General features: G+C 58.7%; 15 protein-coding genes. 6 read left to right on the top strand and 9 right to left on the bottom strand.

All coding sequences use genetic code 11. From position 1 onward, the window contains the following. Positions 1-206: 206 nt before the first annotated feature. From motA to PY650_RS04220, 6 genes are all read left to right on the top strand, one after another. A complete protein-coding gene (gene motA, locus PY650_RS04195) occupies positions 207-1,079 on the top strand; it encodes a flagellar motor stator protein MotA (protein ID WP_285877803.1) in 873 nt (290 codons plus the stop codon). A 5-nt stretch (positions 1,080-1,084) separates the two neighbouring features. Next, positions 1,085-2,029 (top strand): FliM/FliN family flagellar motor switch protein, encoded by a 945-nt coding sequence (locus PY650_RS04200; protein WP_285877804.1) that lies wholly within the window; start codon positions 1,085-1,087, stop codon positions 2,027-2,029. Between the two features lie 68 nt (positions 2,030-2,097). Beyond that, on the top strand, positions 2,098-2,619 hold the full coding sequence (gene fliN / locus PY650_RS04205) for a flagellar motor switch protein FliN (protein ID WP_285877805.1): 522 nt from the start codon (positions 2,098-2,100) through the stop codon (positions 2,617-2,619). 50 nt (positions 2,620-2,669) lie between these two features. Then, on the top strand, positions 2,670-3,713 hold the full coding sequence (fliG, locus tag PY650_RS04210; protein ID WP_285877806.1) for a flagellar motor switch protein FliG: 1,044 nt from the start codon (positions 2,670-2,672) through the stop codon (positions 3,711-3,713). Positions 3,714-3,806: 93 nt separating this feature from the next. After that, entirely contained in the window at positions 3,807-4,886 is a 1,080-nt protein-coding gene (gene flhB, locus PY650_RS04215; RefSeq protein ID WP_285877807.1) for a flagellar biosynthesis protein FlhB, read from the top strand. Between the two features lie 5 nt (positions 4,887-4,891). Beyond that, complete coding sequence (locus PY650_RS04220; protein ID WP_285877808.1) at positions 4,892-5,329, top strand: BspJ family T4SS effector nucleomodulin; 438 nt, start codon at positions 4,892-4,894, stop codon at positions 5,327-5,329. Positions 5,330-5,450: 121 nt separating this feature from the next. Here the strand turns inward: PY650_RS04220 and visR are convergent, their stop codons facing one another. The 9 genes from visR to PY650_RS04265 form a co-directional block, all read right to left on the bottom strand. Then, positions 5,451-6,197: a transcriptional regulator VisR gene (gene visR / locus PY650_RS04225; RefSeq protein ID WP_285877809.1), complete on the bottom strand. Its 747-nt coding sequence runs from the start codon at positions 6,195-6,197 to the stop codon at positions 5,451-5,453. 11 nt (positions 6,198-6,208) lie between these two features. After that, positions 6,209-6,946, bottom strand: a complete 738-nt coding sequence (gene visN / locus PY650_RS04230) for a transcriptional regulator VisN (protein WP_285877810.1) — start codon at positions 6,944-6,946, stop codon at positions 6,209-6,211. A 526-nt stretch (positions 6,947-7,472) separates the two neighbouring features. Continuing rightward, positions 7,473-9,152: a flagellar basal-body MS-ring/collar protein FliF gene (gene fliF / locus PY650_RS04235; protein ID WP_285877811.1), complete on the bottom strand. Its 1,680-nt coding sequence runs from the start codon at positions 9,150-9,152 to the stop codon at positions 7,473-7,475. A 165-nt stretch (positions 9,153-9,317) separates the two neighbouring features. Further along, positions 9,318-9,707 (bottom strand): chemotaxis protein CheT, encoded by a 390-nt coding sequence (gene cheT / locus PY650_RS04240; protein WP_285877812.1) that lies wholly within the window; start codon positions 9,705-9,707, stop codon positions 9,318-9,320. Positions 9,708-9,724: 17 nt separating this feature from the next. After that, complete coding sequence (gene cheD, locus PY650_RS04245) at positions 9,725-10,279, bottom strand: chemoreceptor glutamine deamidase CheD (RefSeq protein WP_285877813.1); 555 nt, start codon at positions 10,277-10,279, stop codon at positions 9,725-9,727. Further along, entirely contained in the window at positions 10,276-10,665 is a 390-nt protein-coding gene (locus PY650_RS04250) for a response regulator (RefSeq protein ID WP_285870627.1), read from the bottom strand. The genes cheD and PY650_RS04250 overlap by 4 nt, the downstream gene beginning before the upstream one ends. Next, positions 10,665-11,708, bottom strand: a complete 1,044-nt coding sequence (gene cheB, locus PY650_RS04255) for a protein-glutamate O-methylesterase CheB (RefSeq protein WP_285877814.1) — start codon at positions 11,706-11,708, stop codon at positions 10,665-10,667. Before cheB ends, PY650_RS04250 begins: the two co-directional genes overlap by 1 nt. Continuing rightward, a complete protein-coding gene (gene cheR, locus PY650_RS04260; protein WP_285877815.1) occupies positions 11,705-12,613 on the bottom strand; it encodes a protein-glutamate O-methyltransferase CheR in 909 nt (302 codons plus the stop codon). The genes cheB and cheR overlap by 4 nt, the downstream gene beginning before the upstream one ends. Next, positions 12,610-13,077, bottom strand: a complete 468-nt coding sequence (locus PY650_RS04265; RefSeq protein WP_285877816.1) for a chemotaxis protein CheW — start codon at positions 13,075-13,077, stop codon at positions 12,610-12,612. Before PY650_RS04265 ends, cheR begins: the two co-directional genes overlap by 4 nt. Position 13,078 lies beyond the last annotated feature (1 nt).

Below are 13,078 nucleotides of genomic sequence, written 5' to 3' on the forward strand. Positions count from 1 at the left end.
GAGAATAACGGGAATGGAAACGCCAGATATTGCGGCGCTCCGACATGTCGTTAGCCGGGCGTGGATGCCCTTACCCGACACTCTGCCTGCATTGGCTTGTGCGAAGCTGACACCGCGAAAAGCTTGTGCGGTGGCCGCCGAACAGCCTCACGCAAGGCAAGTCCCCTACTTGATCTGAGGAAGCAACGTTCAGGTGTGGACTGGCGATGAATATTATTATCGGATTTGTAGTGACCTGCGGCTGCATCATTGGCAGCTTCATGGCGATGGGTGGGCATGTGGACGCGCTGTTCCAGCCCTTCGAGTTTGTCATCATCGCAGGTGCCGGCATCGGCGGCTTCATCATGGCCAATCCGATGAAGGTCGTGAAGGATTCCGGCAAGGCGCTGGGCGAAGCCTTCAAGCACTCGGTCCCGAAGGAACGGAACTACCTCGACACGCTCGGCGTGCTCTATGCGCTGATGCGGGACCTGCGCACCAAGTCACGCAACGAAATCGAAGCCCACATCGACAATCCGGACGAGTCCATAATCTTCCAGGCTGCTCCAACGGTGCTGAAGAACAAGGAACTGACGGCCTTCATCTGCGATTATGTCCGCCTCATCATCATCGGCAATGCCCGCTCGCATGAAATAGAGGCGCTGATGGACGAGGAAATCAACACCATCCTGCATGACAAGATGAAGCCCTATCATTCGATCACGATCATGGGCGATTCTTTCCCTGCCATAGGTATCGTCGCGGCCGTTCTCGGCGTCATCAAGGCCATGAGCCACATCAACGATTCGCCCGAAGTGCTCGGCCACCTCATCGGCTCGGCGCTGGTCGGCACCTTCCTCGGCATTCTGCTTTCCTACTCCGTTTGCGCCCCACTGGTGTCGCAGATCAAGGTGGTACGCAGCAAGCAGCACCGCCTCTACGTGATCGTCAAGCAGACGCTGCTTGCCTACATGAACGGCTCCGTACCGCAGGTGGCGCTCGAATACGGCCGCAAGACCATTTCCTCCTATGAACGTCCGTCGATCGATGCGGTCGAACAGGAAATGATGAATCCTGGCGGTGAGAGCAAGGCGGCCTGACGATCATGAGCCAGCAATCAGCAGCCAAGGTACAAACGATGGATCGCGCCCTCTTCGCCAAGCTGACCGGCGGCCTCGGAGACCAGGCAACCGTTGGAAAGCTCACCGCCGCCTTCGGCCAGGTCTACAGCGAATTCCTGCCCGACATCATCAAGAGCGAGACTGGCCTCGATGTGACCGTTGCCTATTCAGGCTGCCAGTCGGGGCTGATGGACGATCTCATCGCCGGCCTCGGCGACAATTGCGCCCTTGTGTACGGTTCTCTGCGCAACTGGTCACCAAGGTTCGTTCTCGGCTGCCGCTCGGGCTTCATCATGGCGCTGATGGAGCACATGCTGGGTGCTCTGCCGGAGACCATCGAGGCTCCCGTTCCGAGGCCGCTTTCGGTCATCGAGCTCGATCTCGCCGTCATGGTGTTCGACAAGATCGCCAACGTATTGCGCTCGGCCGTCAACGCGTCCGGCGGCTTCGAGCCCCAACTGGAACCACCGCACAATATCGAGAACCGCGCGAAGCCGGCTGCGGGCCATACCGACGAATTCGCCGCGGCCGTCATGATGACGATATCGCTTGGCAAGACCGTCTCGGAAATCATCGTCATCATACCTCAACAGGTGCTGTTGCGGACCGTGGTCAGCGCACCGCGGACGAAGAACCTGTCGGCAGCATCGGAAGCATGGACGGAACAGCTCAGCGAACAGGTGCGCCGCTCGCAGGTGACGCTCGAGGCCCGCATCCGTCTGCAATCACTGACGCTGAATACGATTTCCAAGCTCGCCGTCGGCGACGTCATTCCCTTCATGGACACGGGCGATGTCCGCGTCGAGGTCAGCGCCAACAGCAAGGACCTGTACATCTGCGAATTCGGCCGTTCGGGCGAAAATTACACGGTGCGCGTCAAGGACAATGTGAACTCTGACGACGAGCTTTTGCGACACCTGATGAATTGATCGGCTGGCGGGTGCTGCAGCGCACCCACGGGCAGCTTGAGGCAAGTTTCAACTGGAATAGTGATTTCATGGCTAGGAAGACGACACAGAAAAGCAGCGAGGATTCGCTGGAAGTTGAAAACAGTGACGCCGCATTGGACGAGGCCATCGACGGCCTGCGCGGCGTGCTTAAGAAAGACAGCGACGGTGGCATACCCGATTTCGGCGCGGAGCCAGGCACGGATCTTCCGGCCTTTGGGGGTGATTTCGGCGACGACAACGCAGGCTCCGCTTTTGGCGGTGGCGATTTCGGCGGTTCCTCATTTGCCGAACCGTCGGCTCCCGGCAGCGCATTGACCGCAAATCTCGACCTGATCATGGACATTCCGATCGATGTTCAGATCGTGCTTGGCAGCAGCCGCATGCAGGTCTCCGGCCTGATGAACCTGACCGAAGGCGCGATTATCGCCCTCGACAAGAAGATCGGCGAGCCCGTCGAAATCACCGTCAACGGCCGCAGGATCGGCCGGGGCGAAATTACCGTGCTGGAACATGACGACACCCGGTTCGGTATCAAGCTCATCGAAGTATCGAGTGCGAAAAAAGCCTGAACCCCTGTTCAGAATAAGCCCACTCCCTGTTTGGGACGGAGACGAAGACCATGATGGACTTTGACGATTTCAGCGGTGCTATCGCCGAGAAACCGTTAACTCAGGCTGAAAAGGCCGCAGCCGTTCTCCTTGCCATGGGCAAGCAGGTGGCGGGACGGCTGCTGAAATATTTCACGCAGCATGAATTGCAGCTCATCATCGCGTCTGCGCAATCGCTGAGACTCATTCCGCCGGACGAACTGGCGCAGCTCGTGGCGGAATTCGAGGATCTCTTTACCGAAGGCGCCGGTCTGATGGACAACGCCAAGGCGATCGAGAGCATCCTCGAAGAAGGCCTGACGCCCGACGAGGTCGACAGCCTTCTTGGCCGGCGCACGGCCTTCCAGGCTTACGAAACCTCGATCTGGGATCGCCTCGGCGAGGCGGATCCCGCATTCGTGGCCAAGTTCTTCCTGCGCGAACATCCGCAAACGATAGCCTACGTGTTATCGATGATGCCGTCCTCTTTCGGCGCCAAGCTTCTGCTGCAGTTGCCGGAAGCGCAGCGGGCCGACATCATGAACCGCACGGTCAATCTCAAGGACGTCAGCCCGAAAGCGGCACAAATCATCGAAAATCGCGTACTAGCGCTGATGGCGGAAATTGAAGCGGAACGCAACGCTTCCGGCTCGACCAAGGTGGCGGAACTGATGAACGAGTTGGACAAGCCGCAGGTCGACACGCTGCTGACATCGCTGGAAACGCTCAACAAGGAATCGGTCGACAAGGTGCGTCCGAAAATATTCCTCTTCGACGACCTCACGCTCATGCCGCAGCCGAGCCGTGTCCTGCTACTCAACGACATTGCAGCCGACATCCTCACCATGGCGCTGCGCGGCTCGTCGGCGGAGATCCGCGAGATCGTGCTCAGTTCGATCAGCCCGCGCCAGCGCCGCATGATCGAATCCGATTTGCAGATGGGCAATACCGGCATCAACCCGCGCGAAATCGCCATCGCGCGGCGCGCCATCGCCCAGGAAGCAATTCGGCTTTCCAACTCCGGCCAGATCGAACTCAAGGCAAAAGCGAAGACACCTGTGGAGGAAGCCGCGTGACCTCGGCGCGACTCACCTAAATCGTCTTAGACTGCTGCAAACAAGGCCGTGCATGATGCGCGGCCTCTTTCCGTTTCATGAAGGACGGCTGCTTTGGCTGACGAAGACAAGGACAGTAAAACAGAAAAACCGACGGAGAAAAAACTCCGCGACACGATGGAGAAGGGCAATGTACCCCACTCCAGGGAAGCAACGATCTTCGCGTCGATGCTTGCGACTGTCATCTACGTCACGTTCTTCTTGCCGGCACGGGTAGGGCGCATGGGCGAAGTGCTGCGCGACCTCTTCGAAAAGCCCGATCAGTGGCAACTTGAAACTGGGTCGGACGTCATTTCCCTGTTCGTCCGCATTGGTTGGGAAGTCGGTAATCTGCTTTTGCCCGCCGTTACACTGTTTTTCGTCTTCGGCGTTGGCTCCTCGCTGTTCCAGAACCTCCCGACACCCGTTCTCGACCGCATCCAGCCGCAGTTTTCCCGCATATCGCCGGTTTCGGGTTGGAAACGTCTCTTCAGCACGTCAGGGCTCGTCGAATTCGGCAAGTCGCTTGCCAAGATCTTCGTAGTCGGACTCATCATGTTCTTTGTGCTGCGAAGCCAGTTCTTCCATGCGATCGATTCGCTGGTTTCCGATCCTGAGACGATCTTCGCGCGGCTGTCGACCATCGTCCAAAGAATTTTGACCATCGTCCTGCTGGCAACCGCCGTCGTCGGCATCGCCGACGTGCTGTGGACCCGGTATCATTGGGTCGACCAATTGAAAATGACCAAGCAGGAAGTCAAGGACGAGTTTAAGCAGGCTCAGGGCGACCCGATCGTCAAATCACGCCAGCGCTCTGTCGCCCGCGACCGTGCGCGCCGTCGCATGATGAAGCAGGTGCCGCGCGCCACATTGGTCATCGCAAATCCGACCCACTTCGCCGTGGCATTGCGTTATGTCAGAGAGGAAAACGACGCGCCTATCGTCGTCGCCAAGGGGCAAGACCTCATTGCGCTTAAAATAAGGGAGATCGCCGAGGCAAACGGCATCCCCGTCTTCGAAGACCCGCCACTTGCGCGCTCCATGTTTGCGCAAGTCTCGGTAGATAGTGTCATCCCGTCAGTATTTTACAAAGCCGTCGCAGAACTGATTCATCGGATCTATGCCGCGCAGTCGAATAGAAAACGGGTACGATAAATCGAATGAAAAAATGTCCCTACTCTGCCCAACGTGAACAAATTCTCGCCGAGGCCATCAGCCCCGTCGCCAGCGAACTGCGGCTCCTCGATGCAGCCGATCTGATTTCGCTGCTGCGCTTTGAACGTTACGGCAATCTCGCCGACCTGGTGGCCTCGGCAGCCGAGCTTTATTTCCATCCCGGTACGGTCAATTTCGGTCTCGGCGGTGACTACAAGCTTGAATGGGGCGGACCGGCTGAAATCACCATCGACCTCGAAATCAAGCCGCGCGGCGTCACTGTCTACGCTAAGCTTGCGCTTGCCGAACATCATGCCGGGATCGAGATCAACCATATCGCCTTCGAGAAGGCCTTGGCCGATCCGGACGAAAACACAGCGCTTCTCGCCCGCAGCCTGCGAGATGCTCGCTATGCGGTCAGCGGAACGACGCAGGCAGCCTGAGGAAGGCTATCCATTCCCAATTTCATGATGAAAGTTCGCTGAGAAGCCCCGGAGTTAGAGCATATCGCGACAACTACGCAGCTAAAGCGCAGGTAGCGAATCTCAGAGATTGCGATGCGCTTTAGCTGATGTAGCCGAAGCGGATGGCTTTTGCGATCGCCTGGATGCGATTGACGCTGTCGAGCTTGATCGTGGCCGAGCCAAGATAGGCGTTGACGGTGTGCACCGACAGCCCGAGCTTTTCGGCGATTTCCTCGCTGATCCGGCCATCGCCTGCAAGCTGCAGGCAGGCGATCTCGCGTTCGCTCAGAGCCTCGGCCGCCGGCGATCGGCGTTCGTCGAGCGACAGGAGGTCCATCATGATCTGGCAGCTACGGCCATGCAACTCTACGATCAAGTCGCTCGCCAGGTCCATGAATTTCGCAGCGAACACGACATAGCCGTTGCCGACGGATCCAAGGCGCACCGGAAAGGCCACACCTGCAAAAGGCAGAAGATGTGGTTTCAAGCGCTGGGTGAACGAGGCAAAATCCAGTGTCTCGGCGGTGCTGTCGCTGTCACGGCCGTTCCACATCAGCGGCAGCAGTGATTTTTCGATATGCTCGATCATCGCCTCGCTATAGGCTTCGACGAACGCCTTGTTAAGGCCGGGATTGGTCGAACCCCAGTTTTCCAGCTCGCAGACCAGACGCTGCTTGCTCGGCAGGCCGGAGCCGCTGACGCGATAAACCGCGAAATTCTGCGCGTCGATCAGCTTCTGCATCGACACCAGCTTCGGGAAGAGATCGGAGCGACTGGACACCCGATGCGAACGGCCAAGCCTTGGTTCACTCGGCGCGTCCGTCGTCCTAACCGGCTGATATCGCATTCATTGGGCCTTCAAACGAGATTGTTTCTGACAGCAAAGGCGATCGCTTCCGATCGCGTCTTCGTCGCGGTCTTCCGCATGACGCTAGTGATATAGTTGTTGATGGTATTGCGTGAGATGCCGAGAATCATGGCAATTTCATCGCTCGTCTTACCTTCCGCGATCCAGAACAGGCATTCCAGCTCGCGCTCAGTGAGATCGAAGTCACGGTCGGACTTACCCTCCACGCAGCGCGTGAAGCTGGCAAAGTAACCCGACAGCAGTCCCACATCGCGTAAGCGCTCCGGCGACAACAACAGACCATCAGAGGCCAGCAGCATCAGCGAAAATCGCGTGCGCCCGACATTGAAGGTCAACGAGCAATATTGGCGGCTGACGCCTTCCGGCAGCTCGACATCTTCGGGCAGGAGCGCAAAATTCGGCTGAAACAGCGACATGCATTTTTCCAGCTCGCCGGTGCGGCCGTAGCCGCTCGTGAGCTCGGACGCGAGGCGCCGGACGAGATCGAAAGGCCAGTCGGAGGACACGACGAAATCGAGCCCGCTTTCCTGGATCAGATCGCAGCGGGCCAGGAGATAATGGGAAGCGCCGACATAGCCCGTCAACGCACGCAGGCCCGACTGAAGATAGGCCGGGCCGGCAATGGCGCTCAGCTGCTGAATAAGCTGATCGCGCGACACGGCCGTGACGGACGCGGCCAATCGCGCATCCTTGTCGCCTTTGCTCCCCTGCAATATCTGCATGTCCATTTTTTGCATTTCCCGCCCGCTGTTAGACGATCATACGCCAACGAGAGCATTGCTCGGTCTGGACCTAGCGCATAGCCCCGAAACCGACATTGGTTTTCAGTTGGGTGTCTGCGCCAACTCAACTTTTTACTGCGCCTGGTATGCATCCGGGCGGATGCGGGCGCGGTGCTAATTTTAGTTCCGTTTCGGCAATCGCATTGGCGCGAATCACCGCAACTGCAATCAACTAATCATAGACTGATATTTCAGTGTACGGGCATCTCCAAATTCTTTGAATTTACCAAAGACGGATTTCATGATCTGATTCGCGCCGCCTAGACGCTGCGCCGAATATGTATGATGATTGTAATCGATTCTTTCTACCCAGCAACGAAATTTCCGATCGGACTGGATATCACCAACGCGTCTGACAAGCTCATTTTGTTATGCTGCCTTGCAGAGAACATTTTCTGAAACCCAAGATTGATACAATTCGTCTGCGCGCTCTAGTGACGTGAAAGACCGGGAATATCTCCCGGTCTCGCTATCAGGCGGCGCTGTCGACGGCCCACTTTCTGAGGATCTTTGCTGCCCGCTCTTCGCTGATTTCCACCATGCGCGAGAGGCGACGTTCCGGCCCTTCCTTAACGCGGCGATTGAAGGTGCCGCCGTCTTCGCCCATCGTCAGCAGGTCGTCGGTGCTGTCGAAGCCGAAATCCGAGCCGAAGCCGTCCATCAACGCGGCGCCCGGTCCGCCGACGGTCGGCGCGAAATCCGGCAACTCCAGGCCTGCCGCCTCCGGCAGGGCCGCAGCACCGGCTGTATCGCCACCGAGCGAGCGGATAAGCGGGCGGAAGCCCATCCAGACGATGAGGAAGGCAACCGCGACGAAAGCAGCCGAATTGATGATGCCGGCCATATTGCGGCTCAGCATATCCATGATGCTGAAGCCCGAAGAGCTGTCGTCGAGCAGTTGGTTGTCGAGGAAATCCATCGCAGTGACAGTCACCACGTCGCCACGGTTGGGGTCGAGGCCGGCAGCGGTCGAGACGATCTTCTGCATCTCAGCAATATAGGCGTCGATCTTTGCTTGATCGGCCGGCTGGCCGACCATCTGGGCAATGCGGCCCTTGTTGACCACCACGGCAACAGAAAGCTTCTCGACCCTGTAGCTGTTGCGGGTCGTAGCTGTCGTCTTGCTGTTGATTTCGTAGTTGGTTTGCTCTTCTCGCTTGTCGGACTGGTCGTTCGATGTCGGTCCGTTACCACCGGCCTGCGGGGCCGCCTGCGGAATGTTCTGTTCGACGGTCGCCGCCGTATCCGACTGGCGCTGCTGCGATTTCTGCGCTTCCTTGGTGGTGCGCACCGAACGTTCGACCTTCGAATCCGGGTCGTAGGTGGTTTCCTGCACCTGCTGGCTGTCGGTGTTGAGCAGCGCCGTCACGCTGGAGCGGAAATTGTCCATGCCGAGGAATGGCGCAAGCGCCTTGTCGATATTCGATTCGACCGTATCCTGAACGTTCTGCACGATACCGAGATTGCGGTTCAGCGCGCCATTGCTCGGATCGTCACCCGAAGCAAGCAACTGTCCGGTGGAATCGAGAATCGTAACGTCCTCGACCTCCAGGCCGGGAACGGCGGAGGCGACCAGATGGCGGATGGCCTGGGCTGATTTGCGCGCCGCTTCCGCATTCGCTCGGATCATGACCGAGGCTGTCGGCTTTTGATCCGCTTTTCGGAAGTTGCCGACATTCTGCATGACGATGTGGACGCGTGCCGCGCTGATACCCGAGATCGACGTGATCGTCCGAGCGATTTCGCCTTCCAGCGCGCGGACGCGGGTCACTTCCTGCATGAAGGAGGTCAGGCCCAGCGACCCGACATTGTCAAAGAGTTCATAGCCGGCATTGGTGCTGTTCGGCAGGCCGCGTTCGGCGAGAAGCAGACGCGCCTTGCCAGTCATGCCCGCCGGCACGGTCAGGCTGGTGCCGTCCGAGCCTACCTGGAAATTGATGTTGGCTTCGGCAAGCGCAATGCTGATCTGATTCAAATCGGTTGCATCGAGGCCAACATAAAGCGTCTCCTGGGCAGGCTTGTTGACGTAAAGGGCCGCAAACAGGATGAGCGCCATGGAGACGACACCGACGCCGGCCATGATCAGCAGGCGCGTCCTCCCCAGGTTCTGCAGATTCCTGAACAAGGGAACTAATTGATTTAACAGATTCATTCTGTTCTCGCACGATTCGTCAAAGACCTGATGGCTTTGTGCCCTGCAGCGAAGATAGAAATCGAAACTTGTGCGAGCGTTTCGTCTGGGCAGGAAAATCAATAGAGTCGAGGAATTTATGCGAGATAATATAGGAAAAACAATATTAAGCGGCGGCGCTTCCTATCAGAAGAAATCGAAATCGCCGGCGGCCTTGGCCAAGGGCTGAGAGTGTCCGTGGCGACCACCGCCGCTAAGCGCCTTCTGCATTTCCGACAACTTGACCAAGCTCAGCGCCGTTGCAACATCGACCATCCAGCCATCCGGGATATCGCCGGTAATGGTATCGATGAACTCGGCGATGCCGCGCGTCTTCTGCACGGCCAGATCGATGCCCTGCATGACCTTCATCGAGTCAGGCGATTCCAGCACGTTGACGCCGCCGAGATCGAGCAGTTGCGGCTCGATGCGTTCGATCAGGTACGCGACATCGTGCAATTCCGAGACGATACGCATAAGGATGGCGGGGAGTGCCTCCTGCATAGCGGATGCTTCGGCACGCGGGCTGGTGGTCATCGGGTAGTCCTCGTTGATCAGAAAAATTCGATCGTATTGTCGATCGGCTTGGGGGCGGCAACGGGGCGCTGTTCCAGAGCCACGGTCTTCTGTGTCTCGGCGCCGGTCAGCGGATATTGCCGGGCACGGCCGGAGATCGGCCAGTATTCGATCTTGCGTCCATGCTCGCCGCCCGTGCTGGAGCCGACGACGGGAATACCTTCATCTCTCAGGAATTGCATGGCGAAGGCAGCATTCTGCTCACCCACATTGGAGAAGGTGGCAATCGTCTTTGCACCGCCAAAAACCTTCGCCTCCAGCCGATCACGGCGCGCGCCCTGCTTCAAGAGACCGTTGATGAGCAACTCCATCAGATGCACGCCATAGCGCGTCGCGTCACCGCCGCTCATCGGCGAAGCAGCCGTTCCCGGCAGGAGAAAGTGGTTCATGCCGCCGACGCCAGCGATCGGATCGCGCAGGCATGCTGCCACACACGAGCCGAGAATAGTCGACAGCACCACTTCCGGGTCGTTGATGACTCTGTACTCACCCTGAATGATGTGAACGCGACGGGCAGCACCCTCGACGATCATTTCAACGCTCCGAACACGGCCTCGATCGCCGCTTTCATCTTTTCAATGGTGAAGGGCTTGGCGAGAACGTTGTTGGCGCCGAGCTGGGCAGCCTTCGTCACCAGCGCACGGTCACCCTGGGCGGTCAAAATGATAAAGGCGGCTTTCTTCGTCGTCGGATTGGTGCGTACGGCCTGCAGCAGGCCAAGGCCATCCATCTTCGGCATGTTGAAGTCGGAGATCACCAGATGATGCGGCTGCTGCTCCATGATCTTCATGCCCTGCTCGCCATCACCGGCAGCAGTAATCTGTTTAAAGCCCAATTGCGTGAGCGCATCGCTCAACAAAAGACGGCTGGTGACCTGGTCATCGACGATCAGGACTTTGATTTTCTCCGCTAGGGACATTATTCGCTTCCTTCCTTACGGGCGGCTGTTACTTTCAATATTTCCTCGCCAATGGCGTTCAGCGGAAACTGCTGTTCGACTGCACCGAGTTCGAATGCGACCCTCGGCATGCCGTAGACCACGCAGGTCTTTTCGTTCTGGCCGATGGTCCGCGCGCCAGCATGGCGCATCTTCAGAAGACCGGCGGCGCCGTCGCGCCCCATGCCGGTCAGGATAACGCCAACGGCGTTGCGGCCGGCGAGCTCGGCGACCGAATCGAAGAGCACGTCGACGGAGGGGCGATGACCGTTGACCGGCCCGCGCTCGATCAGACGGCAATGCGGCGCCGACACGTTGGCGATCTGCAGATGCCGCTCGCCGCCAGGTGCCAGATAGATCTTGCCGATCTCCAGCCGCGCGCCATCCGTCGCTTCCTGAACGACCGGCGCGCAGAGACGGTTGAGCCGTTCGGCAAAACTGCGGGTGAAGCTCGGCGGCATGTGCTGGGTGATGACCGTCGGCGGGCAGTTGGCCGGGAACTTCTGCAGGACCGCGATCAATGCTTCGACGCCGCCGGTGGACGAACCGATCGCCACGATCTTGCGGCCGACGCGGAAATCTGCGACCGCAAGCGGCGGAGTATGATTGGCGGCCGGCTTGCTATATTGCCGCTGCGAACGAGCCGCAGCCTTCACCTTCTCCGCAAGGTCGCCGAAGGGCCGCGGCTCGCCGGGAGCCGGTTTGCCGACGCAATCGAACGCCCCGATTTCAAGGGCCGCCAGCGTCGCCTCGGCGCCGCGATGCGTCATGGTCGAGACCATGATGACCGGCATGGGCCGCAGCGTCATGATCTTCTCGAGAAAATCGAGGCCGTTCATGTTCGGCATCTCGATATCGAGCGTCACCACGTCGGGATTGAGAGCCTTGATAGCAGCGCGCGCTTCCATGGCATCGCCGGCCTGGCCGATGACGTCCACTTCCGGATCGGAGCGCAGGACAGCGGTTATCAAGCCGCGCATGGTCGCGGAGTCGTCGACAACAAGAACGCGAGCGGGCGCGGTCATGCTTTCCTCCCGATTGAGTTCGCAACACGGCGATAGGTGGTGATGCCTATATTGTCGAAGAGGTGCTTGGCCTCGCCGGAGACGCGCTCGGAATGGCCAATATAAAGATGGCCGTTTTCCGGCAGCAGACCGGCAAAACGCGACCAGATCTTCGTCTGCGTCGGTTCGTCGAAATAGATGACGACATTGCGACAGAAGATGACGTCGAAGATGCCCTTGAACGGCCATTGCGCCATCAGGTTCAGCTCGTTGAAGGTGATCAGCCGCTTGACACGATCATCGATCTGGAATTTGCGGCGCCCCTGGATTTCGACTTCCTGAAACCATTGCTTGCGCATGGCGGGCGAAACCGTTTCGAGCGAAGTCTCATCATAGGCTCCCGTACGCGCAAGGCCCAGGATCTTCGGATCGATATCGGTCGCCAAAATCTTGAAATCGAAATCCGCGGCGTTCGACAGCAACGACAGAACCGTCAGCGCGATCGAATAGGGCTCTTGCCCGTCGGAACAGGCCGCAGACCAGATGCGGACGCGGCCACCGCTTTTGGCGCGAGCCAGGAGGTTTGGCAGAACCTCATCGCGCAGATGATCGAAATGGTGGTTCTCGCGGAAGAAGCGGGTGAAATTCGTCGTCAGATGCGACAACATCTCGCGCCGCGCCCCCGCTCCCGCCGGCGAGGAGACCAGCGTGCAGTAGTCGCGGAAGCCAGCCAAACCCAACGCTCGAATATGCTTCGACAGCCGCGAATAAACCAGCGAGGCCTTGGTCTCGTTGAGAGAAATTCCGGCGTCCGAATAGATCATGGCCGCAATTTCGCAGAGATCGCGCCGTGTCAGTGGGTATTCGCCGCTGGCCAGCACCTCGTCCGGTGACGCCTTGAGATCTATCGCTCCCATCATACTCATGCAGCTTCGCTTTCGCTGTCCGGGAACAGGGTTTCGAGTTCGATTAGGCAGATCATGCGGCGGTCGATCGCCAGGATGCCGCGAGCAAACTGCCGCTCGTAGTCGGAAGAGACTTCCGGCGTTGGCTGGATGTTGTCATCAGTAACCGTCAGGATATCGGACACGGCGTCGACCAGCAGTCCGACAACCTTGCGCTTGACCTGCGCCACGATGATCACATGGCGCGCGGTCGGCTCGGCCCGCTTCATGCCGAGGCGAGCGGAGAGATCGACGATGGGCAAGACGGCGCCGCGCAGGTTGATGATGCCAAGGACGTGGGCCGGCGCGTGCGGCATAGCTGTCGCAGGCGTCCAACCGCGAATTTCGCGGACCGACATGATGTCGACGCAGAACTCCTGATCGCCGATGCGGAATGCGATCAGCTCACGGGCAGCCTGGGTCAGATTCTTGACGGCGTAGGACATA

The sequence above is a fragment of the Martinezella calliandrae genome (assembly GCF_030272695.1).
Classification (GTDB): domain Bacteria; phylum Pseudomonadota; class Alphaproteobacteria; order Rhizobiales; family Rhizobiaceae; genus Rhizobium; species Rhizobium calliandrae.